This window comes from Mixta gaviniae, from assembly GCF_002953195.1.
GTDB lineage: Bacteria > Pseudomonadota > Gammaproteobacteria > Enterobacterales > Enterobacteriaceae > Mixta > Mixta gaviniae.
The window spans coordinates 1,973,013-1,997,561 of sequence record NZ_CP026377.1 but is presented as its reverse complement, the minus strand read 5'-3'; the positions used below and the strand labels follow the sequence as shown (position 1 = coordinate 1,997,561).

21 protein-coding genes and 3 pseudogenes are annotated in these 24,549 nt (G+C 53.6%); 12 read left to right on the top strand and 12 right to left on the bottom strand.

All coding sequences use genetic code 11. The features are described from left to right. The first annotated feature begins 185 nt into the window (after window positions 1-185). The 4 genes from lolB to C2E15_RS09340 all read left to right on the top strand — a co-directional run bounded on the left by lolB (window position 186) and on the right by C2E15_RS09340 (window position 4,155). Entirely contained in the window at window positions 186-812 is a 627-nt protein-coding gene (lolB, locus tag C2E15_RS09355) for a lipoprotein insertase outer membrane protein LolB (RefSeq protein WP_104957124.1), read from the top strand. Further along, on the top strand, window positions 809-1,678 hold the full coding sequence (gene ispE / locus C2E15_RS09350) for a 4-(cytidine 5'-diphospho)-2-C-methyl-D-erythritol kinase (protein ID WP_104957123.1): 870 nt from the start codon (window positions 809-811) through the stop codon (window positions 1,676-1,678). The genes lolB and ispE overlap by 4 nt, the downstream gene beginning before the upstream one ends. 131 nt (window positions 1,679-1,809) lie before the next feature. After that, a complete protein-coding gene (gene prs / locus C2E15_RS09345; RefSeq protein WP_038626473.1) occupies window positions 1,810-2,757 on the top strand; it encodes a ribose-phosphate diphosphokinase in 948 nt (315 codons plus the stop codon). 225 nt (window positions 2,758-2,982) lie between these two features. Further along, window positions 2,983-4,155: a GGDEF domain-containing protein gene (locus C2E15_RS09340; protein WP_104957122.1), complete on the top strand. Its 1,173-nt coding sequence runs from the start codon at window positions 2,983-2,985 to the stop codon at window positions 4,153-4,155. Here C2E15_RS09340 and ychH read toward each other — a convergent pair. Then, window positions 4,147-4,437, bottom strand: coding sequence for a stress-induced protein YchH (gene ychH / locus C2E15_RS09335; protein ID WP_104957121.1), 291 nt, complete (start codon window positions 4,435-4,437; stop codon window positions 4,147-4,149). The two genes, C2E15_RS09340 and ychH, sit on opposite strands and share 9 nt — an antisense overlap. Before the next feature lie 253 nt (window positions 4,438-4,690). Between ychH and pth the strand changes: the two genes are divergently transcribed. Then, entirely contained in the window at window positions 4,691-5,278 is a 588-nt protein-coding gene (pth, locus tag C2E15_RS09330; RefSeq protein WP_104957120.1) for an aminoacyl-tRNA hydrolase, read from the top strand. A gap of 15 nt (window positions 5,279-5,293) precedes the next feature. On the opposite strand, the gene C2E15_RS09325 is transcribed toward pth, so the two are convergent. Next, complete coding sequence (locus C2E15_RS09325; protein WP_104957119.1) at window positions 5,294-5,986, bottom strand: EAL domain-containing protein; 693 nt, start codon at window positions 5,984-5,986, stop codon at window positions 5,294-5,296. 214 nt (window positions 5,987-6,200) lie between these two features. Here C2E15_RS09325 and ychF point away from each other — a divergent pair, with 214 nt between their 5' ends. The 3 genes and pseudogenes from ychF (at window position 6,201) to C2E15_RS09305 (ending at window position 8,564) form a co-directional block, all read left to right on the top strand. Further along, entirely contained in the window at window positions 6,201-7,292 is a 1,092-nt protein-coding gene (gene ychF / locus C2E15_RS09320) for a redox-regulated ATPase YchF (protein WP_104957118.1), read from the top strand. A gap of 280 nt (window positions 7,293-7,572) precedes the next feature. Then, window positions 7,573-7,935, top strand: a pseudogene (locus C2E15_RS22205) (Arm DNA-binding domain-containing protein); the annotation flags it as partial. 440 nt (window positions 7,936-8,375) lie between these two features. Continuing rightward, on the top strand, window positions 8,376-8,564 hold the full coding sequence (locus C2E15_RS09305) for a hypothetical protein (protein WP_104957117.1): 189 nt from the start codon (window positions 8,376-8,378) through the stop codon (window positions 8,562-8,564). A 79-nt stretch (window positions 8,565-8,643) separates the two neighbouring features. Here the strand turns inward: C2E15_RS09305 and C2E15_RS09300 are convergent, their stop codons facing one another. From C2E15_RS09300 to C2E15_RS09295, 3 genes and pseudogenes are all read right to left on the bottom strand, one after another. Then, window positions 8,644-8,964, bottom strand: coding sequence for a DUF7716 domain-containing protein (locus C2E15_RS09300; protein ID WP_104957116.1), 321 nt, complete (start codon window positions 8,962-8,964; stop codon window positions 8,644-8,646). A 14-nt stretch (window positions 8,965-8,978) separates the two neighbouring features. Then, window positions 8,979-9,356, bottom strand: a complete 378-nt coding sequence (locus tag C2E15_RS22000; RefSeq protein ID WP_243879655.1) for an HNH endonuclease — start codon at window positions 9,354-9,356, stop codon at window positions 8,979-8,981. A 24-nt stretch (window positions 9,357-9,380) separates the two neighbouring features. Then, window positions 9,381-10,655 (bottom strand): annotated as a pseudogene (locus C2E15_RS09295) (RHS repeat-associated core domain-containing protein); the annotation flags it as partial. Between C2E15_RS09295 and C2E15_RS21995 the strand changes: the two are divergent. Further along, window positions 10,638-10,778, top strand: a pseudogene (locus C2E15_RS21995) (tyrosine-type recombinase/integrase); the annotation flags it as partial. The pseudogenes C2E15_RS09295 and C2E15_RS21995 sit on opposite strands and share 18 nt — an antisense overlap. A gap of 192 nt (window positions 10,779-10,970) precedes the next feature. Beyond that, a complete protein-coding gene (locus C2E15_RS09290) occupies window positions 10,971-11,465 on the top strand; it encodes a hypothetical protein (RefSeq protein ID WP_104957114.1) in 495 nt (164 codons plus the stop codon). Here C2E15_RS09290 and C2E15_RS21340 read toward each other — a convergent pair. Beyond that, complete coding sequence (locus tag C2E15_RS21340) at window positions 11,462-11,650, bottom strand: hypothetical protein (RefSeq protein WP_128861323.1); 189 nt, start codon at window positions 11,648-11,650, stop codon at window positions 11,462-11,464. The genes C2E15_RS09290 and C2E15_RS21340 overlap by 4 nt on opposite strands. Before the next feature lie 100 nt (window positions 11,651-11,750). Here C2E15_RS21340 and C2E15_RS09285 point away from each other — a divergent pair, with 100 nt between their 5' ends. Then, window positions 11,751-12,098, top strand: coding sequence for a hypothetical protein (locus C2E15_RS09285; protein ID WP_128861322.1), 348 nt, complete (start codon window positions 11,751-11,753; stop codon window positions 12,096-12,098). 726 nt (window positions 12,099-12,824) lie between these two features. Here C2E15_RS09285 and C2E15_RS09280 read toward each other — a convergent pair. The 6 genes from C2E15_RS09280 to C2E15_RS09255 form a co-directional block, all read right to left on the bottom strand. Then, window positions 12,825-13,352, bottom strand: a complete 528-nt coding sequence (locus tag C2E15_RS09280; RefSeq protein WP_104957112.1) for an SMI1/KNR4 family protein — start codon at window positions 13,350-13,352, stop codon at window positions 12,825-12,827. A 3-nt stretch (window positions 13,353-13,355) separates the two neighbouring features. Then, window positions 13,356-17,567, bottom strand: a complete 4,212-nt coding sequence (locus C2E15_RS09275; protein ID WP_167391853.1) for an RHS repeat-associated core domain-containing protein — start codon at window positions 17,565-17,567, stop codon at window positions 13,356-13,358. A 17-nt stretch (window positions 17,568-17,584) separates the two neighbouring features. Next, window positions 17,585-18,022: a DcrB-related protein gene (locus tag C2E15_RS09270; protein ID WP_104957111.1), complete on the bottom strand. Its 438-nt coding sequence runs from the start codon at window positions 18,020-18,022 to the stop codon at window positions 17,585-17,587. Window positions 18,023-19,167: 1,145 nt separating this feature from the next. Further along, the gene (locus tag C2E15_RS09265; RefSeq protein ID WP_281257542.1) at window positions 19,168-21,042 is read right to left on the bottom strand and encodes a TIR domain-containing protein; all 1,875 of its coding nucleotides are present in this window, start codon (window positions 21,040-21,042) and stop codon (window positions 19,168-19,170) included. A 58-nt stretch (window positions 21,043-21,100) separates the two neighbouring features. Further along, entirely contained in the window at window positions 21,101-22,069 is a 969-nt protein-coding gene (locus tag C2E15_RS09260) for a hypothetical protein (RefSeq protein WP_104957109.1), read from the bottom strand. Window positions 22,070-22,073: 4 nt separating this feature from the next. Then, window positions 22,074-22,589 carry a hypothetical protein gene (locus C2E15_RS09255; RefSeq protein ID WP_104957108.1) on the bottom strand — a complete coding sequence of 172 codons (516 nt, stop codon included), beginning with the start codon at window positions 22,587-22,589 and terminating at the stop codon, window positions 22,074-22,076. 1,226 nt (window positions 22,590-23,815) lie between these two features. Here C2E15_RS09255 and C2E15_RS09250 point away from each other — a divergent pair. Beyond that, window positions 23,816-24,496, top strand: coding sequence for a hypothetical protein (locus C2E15_RS09250; protein WP_104957107.1), 681 nt, complete (start codon window positions 23,816-23,818; stop codon window positions 24,494-24,496). Window positions 24,497-24,549: the final 53 nt, after the last annotated feature.

Here is a 24,549-nt window from a genome sequence, read left to right as displayed (position 1 = left end):
TTGTTGGGGTTTTATGGTGCGCATTCTACAAGATGCGGGAGATCAAGAAAAGCCATACAAAGACTATGACTGTAATAAGATATAGCTGATAAGACTGAAATTCGGCAATTCAACGTTGACGGTTAAAAGGCGAATGATTAGCGTTAACCGTTTGGATATAAAAAAGTGTCTGAGGAGATGATCTGGTGTTTGATTCGCTAACCCGCCGTTCTTTGCGGCTGATCCCCCTGGCCAGCGTACTGCTGGCGGCCTGTACCATCACCAAACCGCAGGGTCCCGGCCAGAGCCCCACCTCTCCGCAGTGGCAGCAGCATCAGCAGGCCGTACAACAGATCACCCGCTATCAAACGCGCGGCGCGTTCGCCTGGCTTTCCGATCAGCAGAAGGTTTACGCGCGCTTTAACTGGCAGCAAACCGCCTCTGACCGCTATCGTCTGTTGCTGACCAACCCGCTCGGTAGCACCGAACTGCAGCTTGACGCGCAAGGCTCTGTGGTGCAGCTGGTGGACAACAAAGGCAAACGCTACGTCAGCAACGACGCCGAAAAGATGATTTCGCAGCTGACCGGCATGGATATCCCGCTGGCCAACCTGCGCCAGTGGATGCTTGGCCTGCCGGGCGACGCCACTGATTTCACCCTCGACGACCAGTATCAGCTGCGCACTTTGCGTTACAGCCGCAACGGTCAGCAGTGGGACGTCACCATTCAGGGCTATGACAGCAAGGTCAAACCGGCGCTGCCCGCCAGCATTGAGCTGAAACAGGGCGACAAACGCATCAAACTGCGCATGGATAGCTGGACCGTACAATGATGACCACCTGGCCCGCTCCGGCGAAGCTGAACCTGTTTTTATACATTACCGGCCGTCGTCCCGACGGCTATCACAATCTGCAAACGCTGTTTCAGTTCCTGGATTATGGCGACAGCCTGCATATCACGCCGCGTTCGCACGGTGAGATACGGCTGCTCACGCCGGTGCCCGGCGTAGCCGACGAAAATAACCTGATCGTGCGCGCCGCGCGGCTGCTGATGCGGGCGGCGGACGAACGCGGCGTGCTGCCGCCGCAGGCCGGGGCGGATATCGCCGTCGACAAACGTCTGCCGATGGGCGGCGGTCTCGGTGGCGGCTCGTCGAACGCCGCGACGGTGCTGGTGGCGCTGAATCATCTGTGGGGCACCGGGCTGGAGACGGACACGCTTTGCGCGCTCGGCCTGACGCTGGGTGCTGATGTGCCGGTGTTCGTGCGCGGCCACGCAGCCTTTGCCGAAGGGGTCGGCGAGGCGTTGCAGCCCGCCTCGCCGCCGGAAAAATGGTATCTGGTGGCGCATCCGGGCGTCGCGGTTTCCACACCGCAGGTGTTCGGCGATGCGGAGCTGACGCGAAATTCGCCGGTACGCTCATTTGATGCGCTGTTACAGGCCCCTTTCAGCAATGATTGTGAGTCAGTCGTAAGAAAACGTTTTCGTGAGGTTGATGCGCTTGTTTCCTGGCTGCTAGAATACGCGCCGTCGCGCCTGACAGGAACCGGCGCTTGTGTGTTTGCAGAATTCGACACCGAGTCCGCTGCCCGTCAGGTGCTTGAGCTGGCCCCGAACTGGATGCAGGGATTCGTCGCGCAAGGCGTAAACCTTTCGCCACTTCACCGCAGCCTTTCAGGGCACCTGGCGTCAATGTGACAGCGTCACCCCGTTCCTGACGCTGCACATTGCGCTTTAATACACCCGTATGCACGCACGCGACGGACAGAGCGCGCCCGTTGCCGCTCGCCTGTGTGCATTCTCTGGACGCAAAGCCTGAGGTTCTTCTCGTGCCTGATATGAAGCTTTTTGCTGGTAACGCCACCCCGGAACTAGCACAACGTATTGCCAACCGCCTTTACACCAGCCTGGGCGACGCCGCCGTCGGTCGTTTCAGCGATGGTGAAGTGAGCGTACAAATCAATGAAAATGTACGCGGTGGTGATATTTTCATCATCCAGTCCACCTGTGCCCCTACCAACGATAACCTGATGGAGCTGGTTGTTATGGTAGACGCGCTGCGTCGCGCTTCCGCCGGTCGTATTACCGCTGTGATCCCCTACTTTGGCTATGCCCGTCAGGACCGCCGCGTGCGTTCCGCGCGCGTGCCGATTACCGCAAAAGTCGTAGCGGATTTCCTTTCCAGCGTCGGCGTTGACCGCGTGCTGACAGTGGACCTGCACGCAGAACAGATCCAGGGCTTCTTTGACGTCCCGGTTGATAACGTATTCGGCAGCCCTATCCTGCTGGAAGATATGCTGCAGATTGGTCTTGAGAATCCGATTGTGGTTTCTCCGGATATCGGCGGCGTCGTGCGCGCCCGCGCCATCGCCAAGCTGCTGAACGACACCGATATGGCCATCATCGATAAACGTCGTCCGCGCGCCAACGTTTCTCAGGTGATGCACATTATCGGTGACGTCGCCGGCCGCGACTGCGTGCTGGTCGACGATATGATCGATACCGGCGGCACGCTCTGCAAAGCGGCCGAAGCGCTGAAAGAGCGCGGCGCTAAACGCGTGTTCGCCTACGCCACCCACCCGATCTTCTCCGGTAACGCGGCGGAAAACCTGCGTCACTCGGTAATCGATGAAGTGGTGGTCTGCGATACCATCCCGCTGGCCGACGAGATCAAAGCGCTGCCTAACGTGCGCACGCTGACGCTCTCCGGCATGCTGGCTGAAGCGATTCGCCGCATCAGCAACGAAGAATCCATCTCTGCGATGTTTGAACATTAATCGCTGATATGACGCAAACCGGGCTCAGGCCCGGTTTTTTTTTGCCCTTTTCGCTGCGCCATCCGCAGATAAACCTGTTGCCGGCATGGCTATTTTCCCGATCGTTCGCCAGCAAAGCGCGTAATGTTATCGTCATTCTCTTTTTTTTACCGCTGCGTTAACCACCGCTTTTTACTCTCAGTGACTCATGCTATTTTGCTGCGGTTTTTTATGGAGAAGCTCGTTATGGCACTTGATGTCTACACACTCTTTATTTGTGAACTCTATGTGCTGGGCTTCCTGAGCATCATCATGCTTTTCGCATGGAGCGGCGCGCAGTACGATCGGGTTCTCGGCTATACGGCGGTTGCCATTATGGCGACCATGGCCGCCGTCTGGCTCAGCAGCCTGCGCAGCGAGGGGCAGCAGTTTCTGCCTATCGCCGTCGGCAATACGCTGGTGATGCTGGCGTATGGCATGCTGCTGTGCGCGTTTCGCGTTTTCGCCGGACGAAGGCCCGGCGTCAGCTGGCTATTCGGCGCGCTGATCTGGGCGCTGCTCTGCTGCTTCCCTTCTTTTTACTATTCCATGCCGAAGCGCATTATGGTGAGCTGCGTGCTGTGCATCAGCTACACCGCCGCCTTAATCATCATGCTGGCCCGATCGCGCGCCTATCTGCAAATGACCTTCTGGCCGGCGCAGCTGCTGCTGTGGATCCACCTTGGGTTTCACCTGACGCGCATGTGCTTTGATGGCGGCACCACCAGCCACAATCATGGCGCCATCGGCGGTACCGCCTTTTCCGGCTATGTGATTCTGGAATCGATTCTGTTTGTGATCGGACTGACGCTGACCATTTTGGCGATGGTGAACGAGCGTACACAAATTCGCTATAAGCAGGCCTCGCTGCGCGACCCGCTCACCGGCGTCTGGAACCGGCGCGCGCTATTCGCCCAGGCGAAAATCGCGGAAAAGAATGCCCGGCAGCAGCGGGCGATGCTGACGGCGATGGTATTCGATCTGGATAATTTTAAAAGCATCAACGACCGTTTCGGCCACAGCCAGGGCGACCGGGTGCTGCTCGACTTTTGCCGCATCGTGAAAAAGATCCTGCCGGCGGAATGCACCTTTTCACGCCTTGGCGGCGAAGAGTTTGCCGCGCTGTTTAACGGCAGCGTGCAGGAGGCGCAGGCAATGTGCGAAGAGATCCGTTTGCTGGCGATGATTTCGCGGCCGGACAATATCGAATATACCGTGAGCGTCGGCATTGCCGCCGGCCACGCCCCACACACGTTTTCATCGCTGATGATGGCGGCTGACGAAGCGCTCTATCAGGCCAAAGCCGGTGGGCGCAACCGTACGGAGATGATAGCGCCGGCGCCGCTACCTGCGGCGCCCGAACGCGAAAGGTTAGCGTGATGAGTGGGTATGATGATGGCGAGACGCCCGGCGGCAGCGCTCATCGCAGTTGCGCAGCCAGTAGTAGCGGTCCGCGACTTTTTCCCGTCCGCTGATGCGCGCGCCGACCAGCCACATCAGCGCGCCGATAAAGATGCCGAGGATAGAGGCCTGCGTCAGCAAAGAGGAGAGCTGCATCTGCGGCAGCTGGTTCAGCACCGCATAGCCGATGCCCAACAGCATCGTCAGTAACCCCAGTCCCATCAGTATGTTGCCTGCCACCATTGCAGTTTTACGTTTCATCTCTCGCCTCCTTGTTAGCGGCTGCACAGCACAGAGTGCTAAATCACCATAAGCTTAGGAGATGACCCGCCAGTTCGTTGCGCGCGCGATCACACATTTTGAGTGCCGTTTGACATTTCTTTACGCCTAAGCGGCTGTATTTATATAGAAATCTTATTATTTCCGTCCGCAATTAAACCATTCCGTCGCTTTGTATTCTCGCGCGCAGGCCGCTACACTATCGCCCTTCGGTTTTTAGCAGGAAATAACCACCGTGAGTGAGATTAAGCTGATTGTTGGCCTCGCCAACCCCGGCGCGGAATACGCCGCAACGCGCCATAACGCTGGCGCCTGGTATGTGGATCTGCTCGCTGAGCGCCATAATCAGTCCCTGAAAGAAGAGAGCAAGTTTTTTGGCTATACCGCGCGGCTGAATATCGGCGGCAACGATGTGCGCCTGCTGGTGCCAACAACCTTTATGAACCTCAGCGGCAAGGCGGTAGCGGCGATGGCGACTTTCTATCGTATCGCGCCGGAGGAGATTCTGGTGGCGCATGACGAGCTGGATCTGCCGCCGGGCGTAGCGAAATTCAAGCTGGGCGGCGGCCACGGCGGCCACAACGGCCTGAAAGATATCATCAGCAAACTGGGCAATAACCCGAACTTCCACCGCCTGCGCATCGGCATCGGCCATCCCGGCGATCGCAATAAAGTGGTCGGTTTTGTGCTGGGCAAGCCGCCCGTCTCGGAGCAGACGCTGATCGACAATGCGGTGGATGAAGCCGCGCGCTGCACCGAAGTGTGGCTGAAAGAGGATCTGCTGAAGGCGATGAACCGCCTGCACAGCTATAAGGCGAGCTAAGCCGGCGGCCTGCCCTTAAGCCGGCAGGCCGCCGATGTGGCGCAGCGGCACCGGCGCGTAGTGATAGTTCTGCAACGCCCACACCCCCTGCTGCGCCAGCATCTCCCGCTGGCCGTCATCCTCTACCCCTTCGACAATCAGCCGGTTGGTCATCTGCATAATCTGCCGCAGCAGCATCACAAACACCGACTTATGCACGTTTTCGGCATAGAAGCGCCGATCGAGCCTGACCGCCTCAAACAGCTCGCTCTGCACGGCATGCAGGTTGGCGTAGCCGGCGCCGAAATCGCTGAGCCACAGGATGTTATGCTGTTCGCTCAGGGCGCGGATCAGGGGGTTATCGATGCCGTCATGCAGGTTGGGAAACGCTTCCGACAGGGAGAGACGTAAAAACGGCAGCTGACGCAGAATGTGGCGAATAAGGTCAGATTCGATCACTTTCTGCGCCAGGGTAAAATCGAGGGCGATGCAGCAGAGCCACTGCCGCTCGCGCAGCATCCCGGCCATGCTTTCCAGGCTCAACAGCTGATGCATTAAGAGTTCTTCGCGCTGCGCCGCCGTCAGCGACTCCAGCTGCAGCCGACGCACGACGCGCTGGCACAGGCCGGTGCGCGGCTCATCATAATGCAGATCGAGCGCAACGATACGCCCTTCCGGCGTATGCAGCACGTCACACATTATTTCCAGCGGCTGTTGCAGCGTCATCATAAAACCGGTTGCGCCTCTCTGCTCACGTTACGCCTCATCCATAGTATCAACAACAATCTGCGGAATTGCAGATTTAAAACGCCTTTTCCCGCGCCCGGAGAATGAAATCAGCCGCATTCGGGCCATAATTACGTGTATACTAGCGGCAAATTTTTCATGTCATTACCGGCAACGGTTATTGTCCGGTTATCTCAGCAATTAAGGTGATTCAAACATGGGATTCAAATGCGGTATCGTGGGCCTGCCTAACGTGGGGAAATCCACTCTGTTCAATGCGTTAACCAAAGCGGGCATCGAAGCAGCTAACTTCCCGTTCTGTACCATTGAGCCAAATACCGGCGTGGTGCCAATGCCTGATTCACGTCTCGACCAGCTGGCGGGAATCGTCAAACCACAGCGTGTCATACCGACCACAATGGAGTTTGTCGATATTGCCGGTCTGGTAAAAGGCGCCTCCAAAGGCGAAGGCCTGGGCAACCAGTTCCTGACCAATATCCGTGAAACCGAAGCGATTGGCCATGTGGTGCGTTGCTTTGAAAATGACAATATCATTCACGTCTCCGGAAAAGTAAACCCGGCGGAAGATATTGACGTAATCAATACCGAGCTGGCGCTCTCCGATCTCGACACCTGCGAACGCGCGCTGCAGCGCGTGCAGAAAAAAGCCAAAGGCGGCGATAAAGACGCCAGGCTGGAGCAGGCGGTGCTGGAGAAGTGCCTGCCGCATCTGGAAAACGCCGGTATGCTGCGCGCCCTGCCGCTGGACGCGGAAGAGAAAGCCGCGATTCGCTACCTGAGCTTCCTGACGCTGAAGCCGACGATGTATATCGCCAACGTTAACGAAGACGGCTTTGAGAACAACCCTTACCTGGATCAGGTTCGCGCCATCGCCGAGCAGGAAGGTTCTGTTGTGGTACCGGTTTGCGCCGCCGTTGAGTCAGATATCGCCGAGCTGGAAGATGAAGAGCGCGACGAATTTATGGCGGAACTGGGTCTGGAAGAGCCGGGCCTGAACCGCGTAATCCGCGCAGGCTATGCGCTGTTGAACCTGCAAACCTACTTCACCGCGGGCGTGAAAGAAGTGCGCGCCTGGACCATTCCGGTAGGCGCCACCGCGCCGCAGGCGGCCGGTAAGATCCATACCGATTTCGAGAAAGGCTTTATCCGCGCGCAGACCATCGCATTTGAAGACTTTATCGCTTACAAAGGCGAACAGGGTGCGAAGGAAGCGGGCAAGATGCGTTCTGAAGGGAAAGAGTACATCGTTAAAGATGGCGATGTGATGAACTTCCTGTTCAACGTCTAAATAAGGTTTGTTGTCTCATGAGGTTTTATTAAATCTCATAACAATAAAAGAAAACCATTAAATCCACGCACTTGCGTGGATTTTTCATTTCATAATGTCTCAATTCATCTCGTAACAACGCTGTCAAAAATGAGCACATGGATGAGTACAACATTCTTCCATCTTCATTTTAAGTGAGTGCAATAACGGTATAAAAATTAAACAAAGCCTCGTTATGCTCACCGATACGCAATGCCGCATTGCCAGGCCGAAAGAAAAACTCTAGCGACTCAATGACTTTAATGGTCTCTACCTCGAAGTGAAACCCAATGGCAAAAAGGCATGGCGCTATCGATTTAAACTCAACATAAAATCAAGCATGTTTGTGTTGGGTGGGTATCCAGCGATAAAGCTCGCCGAAGCGCGCGAGAAATGCGAGCAAGCGAGAAAGACCCGTCGCGGTAACGCGGTTGCAGAAAGCTTTTTCCAGTTACTGAAACGAGAACAGATAAAGAAAAAGATCTACGGAACGCGGGAAGAAGCCCGCAGCGATATTTTTGATTATATCGAAATATTTTATAACAGTAAGCGTCGGCATGGGTCGAGCAATCAGATGTCACCGACAGAATATGAAAACCAGTATTATCAACGGCCCGGAAGTGTCTGGATTATCCGTGGTGATTCAGCTGGTCACTTTTCCAGCCTCAGAGGAACAGTTGCCGCACCCGGAACAAACCGATCCGGCCAGCACAACTCCCCCGCCGGGTACGCCCGTCAAAGGCGGCATTATTCATATGTATTACAACGTTGAAGGATTTGACGTTGGCTACCGCTGGCACGCCCGTACTCAGCAGCCGCCCTTGTTTCCATTCAGTCACGGACTGAGTTTCACAACCTTCAGTTACAGGGATCTGCAGATAGCATCAGACGGGAAAACACTTACTGCATCATTCAGGGTTACAAATACAGGAAATCGCGCGGGCGCAGACGTGCCGCTGCTCTTTGTCGAGCCGGCTGACCATCGGTACCCGTGCGTCACACGCCCGGAAGCGATGCTATGTACGAACTGCGTGAAATGCATTTAAGGTCAGGATGTGATGCAAAATGACGAAATATAAAATAGCCTATGAGTACAGCAGCAACGGTGAAAAACAGACCGACGAAATCCTGATGGATTCTGATCACGAACCCATCAGGGAAGAGCTGGAGCATGCGTTCAGCAGGGACACGCTGAGATTTCATCACCAAGGGCTGTCCGCCTGGGTGATCATTTCGGTGGTTACAGTGAAGTGATATGTGTGGCACCTTTGTTCAGGCATACAGGCGCAACCGATAAAACAATCGTATCGTTAAGCTTTATTATCGAAAAGCTTCAAAACTCTATGAAGGCATCATTATCGAAGTAATATTTGAACGCTTGAAAAAGCTGCTCTTCGCTTGGAGTACCTAACTGTTCCTGGGCGCTATCAACAATATCTTCAATAGTGGCATTGTCCAACGTTTCAAGCCAACCATCTTGCTTCGCTTGTACTGGAAGATGATTGTCAGAACCCGGTTCGTTATCACTCCCATCTGTAGAAAAAACTCCTTCAGTGTCTAACGACCAGTTTTCGCTATCAGGTGGCAGGAAAAGCCAGCCTTCCGGATTTGCTTGCGGATTCGTGAGTAACTTTCTAATCGTGATTAACGGCATATATCCTCCTGAATTTAACTACAGTTTGTACCAGACTGAAGCTTTTTAAAACCGCCTTGCCCACTAGGGTGCAGGCTCTGCTGCACAGGCCCGCCAGCCTTATGTTGTGGCCTGGGAACTAATTCAATTTTGCTTGGATCTTGTGCATTATGATGCCAAGTATGTTTCGGTGGACTTGTATCTTTAAATGCCCCCCTGGCACCAGGTTGTACATGCGACACTACCTCAGGAGGCAACTTGCTACCCAGCTCAGGATGTTCCTTAATAGTATTATAAAGTTGTTCATTAGCATTTTGAAAATGTACACGACGAGAAGCATCATGTAGATCTTCCGGGATATTAGTTTGGTACCAGACGCTGTAATTCGGGCTGCTTAATGGACGACCACTCAAATCATTCCCAGAGAGATCTACTCCTGCCAGCCCCCATGGATCAACCCACCCAAGTGGGTTCGGCGCATACTGGTACAGGTTCCACCCACCACTTAACCCAATCGGGTCCTGAACGATGAACCGTCCGATCTGTGGGTCGTAGTAACGGAACAGGTTGTAGTGCAGCCCTGTTTCGCTGTCTGCATACTGCCCGGCATAACGCAGGGGCTGGTGCGCCAGGGCTATGTTCTTAGCTACCCGCGTGAAGCCATCTGTCTGGTAGCGCACCTCACCGAAACTGCCGTACTGGCCGCTCCAGCGGAGTCTGCCCTCCACATCGGTCACTTCCAGCGGCGCGCCGTTCAGGTCGGTACTGAACCAGAATATCTTCCCGGTCCTGTCCTCCCGCAGATGCTCAATCCGTGCCAGCGGGCTCCATGCCTCATTCGGGTCGTAAATATACGTGCTGCACTGCCCGCCTTCATCCTGCTCCTGCAACAGGCGGTAACCCTGCCAGAGGAAGCGGCTTTCATGGGTGCCGTGACCGGTAGTGACCGTCTTGCGGATGCGCCTGCCGAGCGCGTCATAATGGTAGTGCGCTTCAAAGCGTCCCTGCGGCCCCGTTCCGCGGGCAGAAAGAAGACGGTTTTCGGCATCATAGGTATAGTGCTGCTCATACAGCCCGCTGCGCCTGCGCGTCAGGTTGCCCCACGCATCGTACTGCATAAACAGATTCTGCCAGTGCTGCAGGCGGTTATCGGTAACCGGGTCGTCGTTCGCGGCCAGGTTATCGGCGGCATCATAGGTAAAGAGCGCACTGCTGTTGCCCTGACGGGATTCATAATGCTTCAGCAGGCGGCCCTCGGCGTCGTAGCCGTAATTCACCTCGCCGCGCAGGGTGTCGCTGACGCCCGCCAGCTCGCCACGTCCGGAGTAACGGTAGAGGCGCTCCAGTATCGCCTGCTCCGGCAGGGCCACCTCCGTGATAAGTGCGCTGCGCTGCGCAGTGCGCCTGCCGAGGCTGTCGTAACTGCGGGACTGTTCGCGCGCGCCCTGGGTACGGCGCACTTCCCGGTGCAGACGGTCGCGGGTGAATTCAGTGACCAGCTGCGACCCGAAGCGGATGGCGCTGACGTGGCCGGAGCCATAGTGCAGCCAGGAGAGCTGCTGCCCGCCGGGCAGGGTCAGATTTGTCAGATTGCCCAGCGCATCCCATGCATAGCTGAGTTCGCCGTTAACACCCGACTCGCTTACCACGCGGCCCGCTGCATCGCGGCTAAAGGCGATGTCATCGGATTCAGTGCCCAGGGCAATACCTTCAATGTTCGCCGCACATACAACCATGCAACCTATCTTGATGAACGGAAAGTGATGATGCAGGACTGGGCTGAAATGCTTGATGGATGGGTAAGCAGCACTGATAGCAGTGCTGATGTTTCGTAAACGTTGATGCATTGGTGTTTAGTTGTTGATAAATAAAGATATTTATTGGTTTAAGATTTAAACCTACAATTCTGCACTGTGGAAGGGTTAGTCAAAAAATGAAAAAGTGCACAACCTGTTTAGAACATTGGCAGTAAAAAATTAAACATGTAGGATATCGTTATAATAGAAAAACTCTTATTGAGGAATTTTATGGACATCAATTTTGAAGGTGAGTTATCTATATCAAAAAATAAGGGCGATAAAACAATTACCCTAGTAAACGAGAGCAATGAAAAAATAACGCTTACAAATGTAGTCATTGCACCACCAGGATACAAAGAAACCGAATTATTCAACGGACAGGATAACGGCGAAAAGATAATTCCTCTGAGATTTAAAAGTTACAAAGCATCAAGTGACCACTTCCCTAATATTTTAGACTCTCACGGCTCAATTTCAAAGTTAGAGATAGAGACTAACTGGTCACTAAAAATAATAGCAATAACGGAAGGCGGATGGATTCCTGCAGGGATGACACCTAATAATGCACACTATCTTCTAGATAAAAACATATTCAACATACTAAACACAAGATACATTAATGGAGAATTAAAACATAATACCTCAAGCGATTTTTTTGATTTAATCACATCCAATAACCTTATCATTAACCCATCTTTATTTATGCTTGAAGGCAATAATTAATCACTTGAAAGAACGAGTAATGACTTAGGCAATAAATACACAGAAGCAACTTCGTTAATTAATAAAGCACTACCAACTGCGACCATACCTTTCACTCGCGATGAATTAGTAAGTGCAACTTCAGGGATGCTGTCGCAATTGTACAGCAGCAATAGCAAAAAACTCTTATTCATTAAATCAGTCATACCTATCCTTTATAAAGAGACATCCAAGAAAAAAAGATCATCTGTAATAACCCAGATAAAGAACCTTGCAATAACGTATGAAATTAGAAGAAATGATATATTGTTCATTGCAACATTGAGCGCAGCATTAAGTAGTTCAAAGCAAAATCCTGCAAAGAAAATATTCAAACCTAAGCCTCCTGAGAACTACACAATTAAAGATGCATATAACACTTTGTCTGACTTTAGAGCATTAGATTACCTAATGTGGGCGATAGCGCTTGACCATAAAACACAAACTTACCTTTGTACCAATGATAAAAGTCTGGTAAAACTTTGGTGTGCTATTGAACCCAATAAATTTAAATTCCAAGGAAACTTACCATCATACAATCTGAAGTTTAAGGAAAATTTATTTGGTAACTTGAACGACATTGAATATGAATGGGTTCTTGAATCAATGGAATAATTAACATCAAGTGCTATTACCTTACTCAAGAGGAAGAACTATAAGATGGAACCCGGAAGTGGGCATTCAGTGAGCTGCCAGTGGAGAATAAACTGCCGTTCTGGCACAGAGCTGCTAACTATATATGGGAAGATATCAGGTGCCAGTTCAGGGTTATAACAGCGATAATGACCAGCAACTCCATCTTTACTCTCCAGTAGTTCCTTTCTCATGGAGGGTCGTGACACCTGCCTCCTGTGCCCTCCAACAGATGGAAAAGGAATGTCTGTTGGTCGCCCCTGCGCCGGTAGAACGGGCGAACTGGGGAAGCCCACGATTGTCAGGGCAGAAGTTTTGCAAACCAGGAAGGGGGCGAACCGACAGCATCCTCTTCTGTCACACGTTCAGGGATCCCGTTCCAAAAATCCGTCACAGTGACCGCCAGTTCGTCAAACTGCGCTTTAGTGACGTGCAGTTACGCGGGAGTGAAGCGATACACACAGTTCGATAGATGCCCTTTTCAACGCGTCATCGTTAAGGATGCCATGCAGCCAGCAAAATGAGCAGTAGGGTAAAAATTACCGTGGAACCCCATGCGCACTCAGGCCACTATTTTCCACCCAGCACAGCAAAAGGAATTGACCTACTCCCTGTTAATGCCTTTCCTGCCTCGCTTCTTCTTATAGTCCATCTGTGTAACTGCCAGCATCTCTATAGCAAAGGGACAAGGATGCTGGCACAGAGTAGTTATAACCCCTGAGAAACGCTCATTCCTTGCTGGATTGTCTGTGCCGCCAACATATCAAAGAACTGCTGGAAAGTGCTGGCAACTAAGTAGAGGTGCTGGGTCTCTTCTTCATCTTCATCTGCAATCGAATAATCCTGTTTAACATCTTCCAGATGTAAACAGGTTCTGTCCCAGTAATAGACACCTGACTGTCCGCCTTCAGTTATCAAAACATAGTAATTACCACCAGGGTCTGCACCGATAATGACAGCATGTTCAACGAATGATAGCTCATCAAGAAGTTCGTCATTCATGGTGGAAATATCAAAATACTTGTTGCTCACCCCATGACCGAACAGAACATCGAACGATATAAATCCATTGTCAACCTTATTGAAAGGAATATTGCAGTAGTCTGGTGACTTAACCCTGAACCCGTTATATGTTTTGAGAAAATCAGAGTAATCGTCGGGGAAAGTAACTGAAAATTTCTTGGCGAGATTATCAATATGCGTCTCACCGATGCCCGTACCAGTAAAAATAGCCACTTTCTACTCCTGAGCTTTACAATTGAGTTTGCGTTTAATGGCAGACACACCACCTCTGTGCCTGAACCGCTCGTGTATGTCCTTTGGCACTTCCATCATTGTGACGCCGTTTTCATGATGGTGCCAGGTATTCAAATCATAATTTGCCCCGCCTTTACTCGCTCTGGCATCCGCTTTTCCAAAATCCCCGCCGGGGTTCTTATCATGATTACCTTTTAAATCAGGAACGTCCACGCTTTGTATAGCATAAGGTTCAAAATCAGGGTACCCGTTGGGGTAGCGAACGATGTTACCTTCCCAGTCCTGATAAACCCAAGTCCTTCCGTCGATCTCCTGCCATATTGATCCACCTTTATTGAACCAACTCTTTACATTAGGTGAGTTAAGTGGTTTTCCGGTAAGGCCCAGTGGGTCAATCCAGCCCTGCGGATTAGGGGCATACTGATAAAGGTTCCATCCCCCTTTTAATCCTATCGGATCCTGAACGGTAAACCGCCCGGTCTGCGGATCATAGTAACGGAACAAATTGTAGTGCAGACCGGTTTCGCTGTCGGCGTACTGCCCGGCGTAGCGCAGGGGTTGATGTGCCATGGCTGTATCTTGTGCCAGGCGCGTGAAGCCGTCAGTCTGATGCCGTACCTCGCCGAAGCTGCCATACTGACCGCTCCAGCGGAGTCTGCCCTCCACATCGGTCACTTCCAGCGGCGCGCCGTTCAGGTCGGTACTGAACCAGTAGATCTCACCGGCTTTGTCCTCACGAAGATGATCAATTCGCGCCAGCGGGCTCCATACCTCGTTCGGATCGTAAATATACGTCCTGCACTGCCCGCCTTCATGCTGCTCCTGCAAAAGACGGTAACCCTGCCAGAGAAAACGCGTCTCCCTGGTGCCGTGACCAGTGGTAGCCGTCTTGCGGATGCGCCTGCCAAGCGCGTCATAATGATAGTGCGCTTCGAAACGCCCCTGCGGCCCCATTCCGCGCGCGAATACAAGTCGGTTTTCAGCGTCATACGTATAGTGCTGCTCATACAGCCCGCTGCGCCTGCGCGTCAGGTTGCCCCACGCATCGTACTGCATAAACAGGTTCTGCCAGTGCTGCAGACGGTTGTCGATAACCGGGTCATCACTGGCGACGAGGTTATCGGCGGCGTCATAACTGAAGTAAGCGCTACCGCTGCCCTGACGGGACTCATAATGCTTCAGCAGGCGGCCTTCGGCGTCGTAGCCGTAATTCACCTCGCCGCGCAGGGTGTCGCTGACGCCCGCCAGCTCGCCTCGTCCGGTGTAACGGTACAGGCGCTCCAGTATCGTCTGCTCCGGCAGGGCCACCTCTGTGATAAGTACACTGCGCTGCGCAGTGCGTCTTCCAAGGCTGTCGTAGGAGCGGGACTGTTCGCGCGCGCCCTGGGTGCGGGTCACTTCCCGGTGCAGACGGTCGCGGGTAAATTCAGTGACCAGCTGCGATCCGAAGCGGATAGCGCTGACGTGACCGGAGCCGTAGTGCAGCCAGGAGAGCTGCTGCCCTCCGGGGAGAGTCAGATTTGCCAGATTGCCCAGCACATCCCATTCGTAGCTAATTTCGTCGTTAACACCGGACTCATTTACCAGGCGACCTGCCGCATCGCGGGTAAGGGCAATTTCATCGAATTCAATGCCCAGGACCATACCTTCAGCCGTCGGGGTGCGCCGGATACGGGCAAGTTGGCCGTTCATGTCATGGTCATAGCGGTACTCCGCATGGTGGGTAGCGCGGGCGGTCAGCAGGCCACTTTCATCGTAACTGAATGTCTGTAAACGCCGGGCGATGCCGCCATCGATGGCAGGCCTGCCGCTTTCCTGCAGTTCGCTGAGGAATCCACGGCTGTCCCACATCATCTGCCGCGACGTGTTGTCCGGGCGGGTTTCGCTGAGCAGACGGCCTACAGCGTCACAGGTAAAGCTGTATTCTCCGCCGTTGCCGTTTTCGAGTCTGAGCAGGTTGCCGCGCGGGTCGTAATGCCAGCGCCGGGTGCGCCCGATGCGGTCGGTGATACTCACCGGCAGGCCGAGCAAGTTGTAGTGCCAGCGCACCTCGCTCTCCAGTGGGTCGCGCCAGCCGGCAAGCTGACCGCGTGCGTTCCACTGTAATGTTTCGCGGCTGCCGTCCGGGCGGATAACGGCAGAAAGTTGTCCTGCGCTATTCCATTCGCGGCGGGTAATGTTCCCTTCGGCGTCTTCGCTGCTGATGAGCTGCCCGAAACTGTCATAGCTGAAACGCGAGACGTTACCCGAGCAGTCGGTGCGGCCCGTCAGCAGCCCCTGACGGTTCCATGCCAGCCGCACCACCCCGCCTGTCGCATCGGTGATACTGTCCGGTAAAGGCTCTTCATCATCCGGGTAGTGATAAGTGGTCCGGTTGCCTGCGGCGTCGGTTTCAGAAAGCAGCCGTCCCTGCAGGTCATACAGGCTCTGCTCTGCCGTGCCGTCCGGCCAGACCATGCGGGTGAGGCGGTCGGTGAGGCGGTACCAGTAATATTCCGTCCGCCGCCCGGCCGGATCCGTCTCCTGGACCATTCGCCCGTACCTGTCCCACCGGCTCTGGCGCATGGCACCGCCCGGCAGGATGACATCACACAGCTCGCCGTCGCGGTAAATAAAAGCGCTCTTGCGGCCATCGAAGTCGGTGAAGGCGGCGACGTTGTCATCATCATCAATCAGCCACTGCGCCTGCGCCCCGTCATCACGGATGGCGCGACGCGTGCCGTTGTCAAAATCATACTCAAAAGTTAGCTGCTCACCACCGCTATGGCGGAAAGCCGTTACGCGTGGCAGACCGGCAATCTCCTGCCAGCGGTATTCGCTCACCAGGCCGTTTGCATCCTCGTGGGCGCGCATCAGGCCGTCCTGCCAGCGGAACCGCCTGCGCACAATCCCGCCCCGGCCGGTCACTGAGATCAGCTGGCAGTGTTCATCATAAGCATAACGGACCAGGCAGATATCATCATTCAGCCAGGCGCCGGCGAGCCTGTCGCCATCATAGCGGCAGACCACGCGCTGCCCGGCGCTGTCGGTCAGGGCATGCAGGGTGAGGTTATCGTTCCACTCGAAGAGAGTATCGTTGCCGCAGGGTTCGGAGATGCGCTGCAGCAGGGAGGGTTTATCGCTATCAAGCGGGGCGTAGTGCCAGCGTTCGCCGCTGATGTCATACACCGACCAGGTATCATCCTGATGGTGCTCCAGCCAGCGTTTTTCCGCTTCGCAGTAGGTCCGGTACCCCTTCGGCACCCGCGGGAAGGAGACATAATCCCCGGTCGGTGCCCGCCACACCAGCCCCTCCTGGTAATACTCCAGACGGGTCTCCCAGAAGAGACTCCAGCCGCGACCGAGTACGCTGTCGCCGGGGTTGCCGCTTCGCCAGTAACGCTGCCAGCGCACCGGCAGACGCGACGGCAGCACAAAGTCCAGCTCGTCGTCACCACTGAGGAACTTCTGACCGCTGACGATATCCACCGGGCGGGCAATAATTCCACCCGCCGCGATGGCGGTCAGCATCGCGCCGAAGCGGCAGGCGATACGGCCGATTTTGCTGATACCCGGCAGTTTCGAAAACAGCTTACCTACCGCGCCGACCTTTCCGGCCGCGCCGCCCCAGCCGCCAGCCAGGCCAGCAAACAGCAGGGTCAGATCCGAAACCTTATACAGCCATTCAGGGACTTCCGGAGTTATCGGAAGGGTCTGTTCCGGGTCGCCGCCAATACGAACATTGCCGGAACCGGTCATTACCTTCGCATCGCAGGTGGTGCGGTCCCCGATACGGGCGGCAGGAAGACCATTGATATAGACACGGGAGGACCCTTCCGCCATCTGCTGCGAGCCGTCGTCATCGCACGCCACCATGCTGTCCGTGGCAATGGCAGCAGGCTTACCATTGATAAAGACGTCAGGAGAGCCGGTGGTGATGACGCCTTTCTTCGTCATGTTCGCCGCCATACCTCCGGCAATGCCATCGCGCACGCCGGTCGCCACCTCCCCGGCGAGAAAGCCGACTGCGAGGCTGGCCCCGATAAGCAGCACACCGATACCCAGGCAGGAGGCACCGATGCCTGCGACCATCAGCGCACCGGCCGCGATGCCGCCCAGCGCCGCAATCGCGCCGCCGACAAGGGTGCCAAGGATCATGCCGGCCAGCGCGCCGGAGTGGCCTGTATCATCACCGGCACGCGCGGCTTCAAACATAACAATATTCCTTATCGTTAAGCGTGGGGACGAAAGCTTCTGAGCAGGTCATCAAACAGGCTGCTGTCCCTTTCGGTAAGCTTTTCTGCTGACGACATGGTGAAAACAAGAATATGCGCACCCTGCGTATTGAAAACGGCCTGCTGCTGCCAGATACGCTTACCTTCGCGCAGAAAAGTGGCGTGAACACTTTCACCCTGTAAAAGATTATCGCCCAGCATCACAGCACTGCGTTCACTCTGCTTCCAGCCTTTCAGGTGCTTCTCCATCAGCGCCAACTGGCGATCGGTGTATGCCGTCAGGTTCTCGCCCAGATCGAGCGTGTCACGGGCAATGTTGAAGGAGGGCACCTGAGTATCCCGGGAGGAAAAGACGTTGACCGTACGGTCCAGATAGCCTTCAGGGAGCGTGACCTGCCCCTCACTAAAATGGGCAATTTCATTTTGATCTAACATTAAGCGGATCCCACCATATGTTTCAGAATTCTGACTGCTATATACACTTGGCCCCGAACATTCTTCTCAGAAGAAAAAGCCTGCGAGAATGAGTAAGCATAATTTATACAGTATTTACCCCCGAGATGATGAATTCTATCTTTTCTGCGCGGGCTGACAACTCCTGCATCTGAGGGGCGTGTGCAGCGCACTCCGGTATGTGCCGACGTAAATCTGGCTAAGAGGGAACTATTATTACCTCAGCCGAGTCAGGCCAGCGCAGCATTGGTTGCTGCAGCGCCACTTAAAGTCGCGATGGTGGTCCCTGTTGATGCGGTACCGAAGGTTGTCGCAATGGCTGGCGCAGCGGTTGGGGCGAATGCCTCCACGCCCGCACCTGGGGCAACTCCTGCCGCAGCAGTGCCTTTAAACACATGGGATATGCGGTACTCACTTCAAGTTTTTAAACCACATCGTCAATCTCGGCTTTCAGTTCGCTCCACTGACCTGCCCCATTAATTAATACAACGCTCAGTTAGTCATGTCAGATCCTTCACTATGGGTAAGTTGCTCTTTCCTCATAAGTAAATGGCCCCATTATCTAATCCATACGCAGACACTGATTTTCATGGTATCACCACGATAGCCATCGCACGTTGCCCCTGGTCAGCCAACTTTCGGGCAGTGTTAATATCCCTGCCCTGCCCCATCGAAGGGGTGATAAAGGCTTTTCGTATACGCTGCGGGGTTAAACACCTTATGCTTGAGGTTTACTGTAACTTCGTCAGAATTCCCATTAACCCGATAGTCGTCAGGTTCTGGCAGGCGACCTCGCCGTTATTCTGAATACGGCTGAATATCTTGTTTGCGCTGCCTTTCAGCCATACGCGGCATAACCTTCTATCTGCCACCTCCCTTTCAGGGTGTTTCCGGGAGCGCCACAGGCGCCTCGATACACTGCAGACGCGGCAGACTATCCAGTTCCTGTTCGATATCGAGCAGCTCGATGTTAGCGACTCGCTTAGCAGACAGCTGATTATTTAGTAGCGTAGCCCTATCCCTCAAAACCTTGTTATTTTAATTAGTTATTAGCATCACAATAATAAATAACTTTTTACTCTCACCAATAAAAAAGACCGGAGCCTGTGACCCCGATCTTTTCCATTTTAACGCCCCAACAATCTTTGCCGCTGAGAATTACTCATTCCCGCCGCGATCGCATCAAAATCATGCTGGTTCAGACGTGAAAGGTGCGGCAGTAACACCTGTGCCGCCGTGAAGCGGCTATCGCCGGTTCCATTAAGAAGTTTTAACGCCTCGTCGACCGATAATGTCTGCGGCAGCACGTTAGCCAACGCCTCAATGGCGCGGGCGCGGGTGCTGTCTTTAGTAGGGCCTGATAGCGCAATCAGCGAATCGATATCTTGCCCCGGAGCCAGATGCGGTATCAGCAACACCAGACCGCTGTACCAGGAATCGGCGCTGCCGCGCAGCACGGAAACCAGATCGCCACCCTTCAGGCCAGAAGCGATATGTGGTGCAATGGCCTCTACTCCCCGCACCCGGCTGCTGTTAGCAGAGGCCCCTAACAGCCGCGTCGCATCGGCAGGCGTCATGTTTTCAGGCAGCTTTGGAGCCAGTGTCGTCAGAGCGCTAATCCAGCTGTCACCGGTGCCCTGCAACAGAGCCAGCGCGCCATCCAGCGAAACGGAAGAGGCCAGTGCGGGCTGCAATGCTTCAATCACTCCCGCACGGCTGCTGTTCCTGATGGTTTGCAGCAGGGGATCAAAGGCGCTTTCCGGCAGCGGATGCGGCAGAAGATCGATAATGCTTCGCAGCGCGCTACTGCGGCTGTCGCCAGTGGGGCGCAGCATGGCGGTCACTGTCCCGATCTCGAAAGGGGCTTTCGCACCGCCCGACAGTTTCGCCAGCAGCGATGCGCGACGGCTGTTGGTGGTATTGCCCAGCAACGCCAGCACCTCTTTATCGCTTAAGGCCTCCGGCAATGCCGTTTGCAGGCTTTCCACGCCGGCGGCCCAGCTGTCGCCGGTGCCGTTGAGCATTTTTAACGCATCCTCGGTGGTGACCGGACGCTGAACATACTCAACCAGGTTGCTAATCAAGCCCGCTCTGGCGCTGTTAACGCTGCCGGATAATAGTGTAGTCATCTGCGTGGGCGACAGCTTCTGCTGCTCCAGTAACGGGCTGGTCTGCAACGCTTCACTGCGATTGCCTGGGGAGAGCTGACGCACCTGCGCCACCAGCTCATCCAGGCTACCTGCGGGTGGTATGGATGGAGCGGAATCTGCCCGTGCGGTCTGTTTGACGGCTGGCGGCTCTGCGCTTTTCTCCGGAGCGGGGGCGACGGTACGCGCTGGTGAGGCGGTTACCGCAGCCGCCTGCTGACGTGCCGGTGCAGTAGCGTGTTCTGAATTAAACGTAAACGCCGCGCCGCCGATGCAAACCAGCAGCACCGCCGCACCGGCACCGATATAAATGCCTTTACGTGAGCCCGCCTTACTCGGCGCGGCTGGCGCGGCCGTTTTTGCGGCGCTCTGCCCTGATACAGACCGGAAGGCTGCAGAGGCAGAGGCCGGTGCTGGTGCCGATGCCGGGGGCTGCTGGTTTAGCTCCAGTTGGCTCGCCAGAATCTGTCGCTGTAGCTTATCTGCCAGCCGGCTCATCGTGTCATCGAAGTTGGCGAACAGATCGAGGAACTGCGCATTGGTCAGGCTGTATGCCAGCGCATCCCTGGGCACCACATCCTCAATACGCACGGGGATGACCGGCTTGCTTTTACCGCTGGCAATCGCCATCTCGCGTGGAATTTCTTTTGAATTATTCGCATGATCGCTGAACAACAGCACCATTGCCGGCGCGCTTTCCAGCGCGTCGACGATAGATTTTTGATAATCCTCGCCGGGTTCAATGTCACGTGAGCTGATCCAGCAAGGAATGCCGCGTCTTTCCAGATCGGCGATCAGGCGATAGGCCATATCCCGATCCCGGGATGAGTGACTAATAAAAATGCGCGATGACATGTCAGTCTCTTTCATTAAAGGGAAACGGGCGCCTGCTTTCACAGGCGCTTTCAGGTGATCAGAGCGGTAATTTGCTGGAGCTGGTGAAGATGTACCACTTATCACGATCGTCCAGTACGATATCGAGGAAGCGTCTGACCTGCTGACGTAGCGCGCTGTCATCTACCAGCAGCGACTCTCGATTGGTCTGAAAATGTTTTTTGAAATCAGTCAGCTGTTGTCCGGTCTGCTGGCATTGCTGACCAATTTTCTCATACTCCGCCGTGGAAGCGATACCGTGGCAACAGGAGCCAAGGGCAGGTAAAATGGCGGAGAGAGCGGAGAGCAGCGCTGAATGGACAAAAAAGTGCGCCAGGCAGCAAATCAGCGTCAGCACGAAACTGTATTTCGCTACCTGATGCAGACGATGCTGAATAAAATGATTTTCAACGGCGCGGTTGTGATTATATTCAACCTGCTTATCCACCTGGGTTTCCAGCTGCGCATAGATATCTTGCGCTGCGATCGGCGTCAGCGTAAGGACGCTAACCGGGATATTATATTTTTTGATCACCTCATCCGGTCGGATCCAGGCAATGGCGTCCTGATACCGTAGGATCTCACAGATAGTACGATGACGCTGCCAGTTCCCTTTCCAGTTCTGAAACAGGAATTGCCCCTGACGCTCACTTTTCCCCTCCATGCCGGAGAGGTAGATGGCAATAATAATGGTAATCGCTGCCAGTTCCAACAGCACAAAAATAAAGCCGTAATGATGCAGCCCTGCTTCGGAAATCAATCCGGAAACAGGAATAACGGCAAATACCACCGCCAGAAAACCCAGCAGATAGCTCATCAGCACGCCGCCACGAAACAGACTACTGAAGTGCCCCGCCCGTTCCTCATGCCATGTCAGACTCTGCCACTGTTCAGAAATTAGTACGGGCGCTTCGCAAGGCTCGCTATGGCGATGTTTCTTTGACTGCTTTTTGACATAGTGCGTATGCAGCGCAAAAACTCGCTTTAGCGCTGAATTTAATAAGTTCATGCCGTTATTCCATGTGAAGTCGAATAAGCGTCCGGTTAATTGCGTCGGTACGCTGGCCTAAGCGTGTAAAGTAACGATACTGTTCAGGCGTTACCTGAGCTTTTAATAATGAGAAATTCTGGAAAAGCGCGGTTATGTGTGCGGTGCCGCCCAAACCGCGAGCAGGCTGGCCATCCCAGGCAGAAAAAAGTACATCGCACTGATTGGCCAGATAAGCGCCGACGCTTAAATATTGCATATTGCGCGCCTCGCCCGGCACTGCCACCTCTCTTTCCGTTAGCCATGGGCAAACCGGCAGAGTAAAAATACGTTCGGCGCGGTTCAGCAGTCGATGAAACTCATCAAGGGTGGCGGGGAAATCTTTTTCATAATTTTGCTGCGCCAGAGGCAGAGGAACCTGATAAGGAATAGCGAGCTGATTAAGCGCTTCGGCAAAAATGCGATCCGCGCCTTCTGCCAGCGGCGTCAGGCCGATTATCTGTTGTCGCGTCTTCAGCAGCGCCTCGCCCTGCTCTAACATCTCCTTTAGCAGTGAGGTAGGTGACGGGATACGCCGATGGCCGGTAACTCCCCAAATGCATACGCTTCCTGATGCCATACCCCATGTCCATTATGCAGTAATAAAGATTAATCTTAATCCCTTTAGCGAAAGCGATAAAGTGCGCCTCTGTTTTTTCACTTAAAAAAATATGATCCTCGTAAAATAATGCATTAGAAATTTCTTGCTGCACTACCTCCTCATTTATCTCTTACAATCATAAGAAAGCATCTTTGCTGAATACCTCTAATTTCCGGGGCTACCCGCTGCGCCTGGTGCAGAAGCAGCTATTGCGTCAGGCTTCTTGCCAGATTAATCGCTAAGCGGAGATGAACCGCTCTATGGCGGTCTGTTTCCAGTAAAGAAGGCTAGGTCAGAACATTCGCTATGCGGCAAGCGCAATACCGGAGCTTTATGGTTCAAACGAGTGCCACCCTGTGAACCATCACGGGGCCGCACTAACCTGAATACGTTTCATATAATAGGGATAAACACTGTGCTGCTAAAATGTTGTTCGGGTGCGTTCATAAGTGTGCGATTGCTGCTACGCTGAGTGGATGTGTCCTGTAGACGTATGCGTATCCAGCCTATATCGGTGTTTATCAGACTCACTATCAGTTCAAAATATCTGACGCAAAAGGCGAACAAATCTTTGCTCTTGAAACCTGCATATACCATCACGCCATCCCCCTTAATTATCTCCCGATAAAAATGCTTTCTTCACACACTCTTATGTTCAGGGACCGGGCACGCATTCAGCGTTTTATATACAGCTAATTGCGTGGAATAAAGAGCGCATTCGGCCTTCCCACAAAAGAGACAAAAGTCAGCTGCCCGTTACCGTTGTTTATGACAGCCGACAAGCTTACCACGCTTGAAGATAGCGTTCGCGTTTACGCCAGGCCTGAACTGTTTTCCGGTGATGACCAAACCTACGACTTACCGATTACCAATATGAAATATGCGTGCCCTTCGCGTTACACTATTAATAGCGATGGGGTTCACCTTCGGGTTGCGCCTGTCACAAATAATGCAGATTCCCGCCCTGTTTACGTGGTTTTAAACACACTTTTCTGACTGTGATGACAAATCTACGCCACGAGCCTGGACTCGACTCTCTCAACGCAAGGAAACAGAGTACCGGTTTCTCCAGCGCCCCAGTCATCACCATTGAACGAACGACCTGATAAATGATAAAGGAGAAAGTAATGACGTTATCCGATTCCACAGTAAAGATAATTAGTGCTGTATGCGTAGCTTTACTCACTTATCTGCTTAACTATCTCCCTAAATTCCAGCTTTTCACCATTTTTAGTCGGTTATCTGCTGCCGATAGAGCCCGGCTATTTTCCCTGTTGTATAAGCGTAGCGGCGAATTTCTTGATGATTATGCAATTCAAAGCCAGATGCAGGCGTATGGGATCAAATACAGTCCGCAGTTTATGAAAAATCTGTTTTACTATACGTATAAAAACAATATCCGCGCCAACGACAAAGATCTCTCCGTATTTTTATCATTGCCGGGTCTTTTTATCTGTAAAGAGGATGGCGAAGTCAGATTGCAGAAAGGCGCTCGTCTCCTCTGTTTCATCTTGTTTTTTATTAGCCTGTTTATGATGATATTTGTTGCCAGCCTATTCCCTGAGTCGATCGGTAACCTGCCTCTTTATCTGGCGCAGCAGCACCATTTCTTACTGACGCTACAGGCGGTATCAGTCCTGGTCAGCATTATTGGGGTAATGGTATCTTTGGTACTCCTTTATACCCTTTTGTTCCGGTCTCTTCCCGCTTTCAGGTTTGCCAGAGGCTATCAGGCCGCCTGGAAGCGCAGAGATCTGTTTGAGAGAGGTGAGCAGAATCTTTACTGCGGTAATGCGATCCGGAAATGAACAGCGCGGGGAAGGACCTGTATGATGCCGGAGGCGGATTGGTACTCCTTTTA

Excerpts from the sequence above, each read along its gene's own strand:
- C2E15_RS09260 (WP_104957109.1), bottom strand. The coding sequence starts at position 22,069 with ATGAACTTATTAAATTCAGCGCTAAAGCGAGTTTTTGCGCTGCATACG.
- C2E15_RS09270 (WP_104957111.1), bottom strand. The coding sequence starts at position 18,022 with ATGTTAGATCAAAATGAAATTGCCCATTTTAGTGAGGGGCAGGTCACG.
- C2E15_RS09305 (WP_104957117.1), top strand. The coding sequence starts at position 8,376 with ATGACGAAATATAAAATAGCCTATGAGTACAGCAGCAACGGTGAAAAA.
- C2E15_RS09300 (WP_104957116.1), bottom strand. The coding sequence starts at position 8,964 with ATGCCGTTAATCACGATTAGAAAGTTACTCACGAATCCGCAAGCAAAT.
- C2E15_RS09275 (WP_167391853.1), bottom strand. The coding sequence starts at position 17,567 with ATGTTTGAAGCCGCGCGTGCCGGTGATGATACAGGCCACTCCGGCGCG.
- C2E15_RS09265 (WP_281257542.1), bottom strand. The coding sequence starts at position 21,042 with ATGTCATCGCGCATTTTTATTAGTCACTCATCCCGGGATCGGGATATG.
- C2E15_RS09325 (WP_104957119.1), bottom strand. The coding sequence starts at position 5,986 with ATGATGACGCTGCAACAGCCGCTGGAAATAATGTGTGACGTGCTGCAT.
- ychF (WP_104957118.1), top strand. The coding sequence starts at position 6,201 with ATGGGATTCAAATGCGGTATCGTGGGCCTGCCTAACGTGGGGAAATCC.
- ychH (WP_104957121.1), bottom strand. The coding sequence starts at position 4,437 with ATGAAACGTAAAACTGCAATGGTGGCAGGCAACATACTGATGGGACTG.
- C2E15_RS09290 (WP_104957114.1), top strand. The coding sequence starts at position 10,971 with ATGGACATCAATTTTGAAGGTGAGTTATCTATATCAAAAAATAAGGGC.
- C2E15_RS21340 (WP_128861323.1), bottom strand. The coding sequence starts at position 11,650 with ATGACTGATTTAATGAATAAGAGTTTTTTGCTATTGCTGCTGTACAAT.
- C2E15_RS09340 (WP_104957122.1), top strand. The coding sequence starts at position 2,983 with ATGGCACTTGATGTCTACACACTCTTTATTTGTGAACTCTATGTGCTG.
- C2E15_RS09250 (WP_104957107.1), top strand. The coding sequence starts at position 23,816 with ATGACGTTATCCGATTCCACAGTAAAGATAATTAGTGCTGTATGCGTA.
- ispE (WP_104957123.1), top strand. The coding sequence starts at position 809 with ATGATGACCACCTGGCCCGCTCCGGCGAAGCTGAACCTGTTTTTATAC.
- C2E15_RS09255 (WP_104957108.1), bottom strand. The coding sequence starts at position 22,589 with ATGTTAGAGCAGGGCGAGGCGCTGCTGAAGACGCGACAACAGATAATC.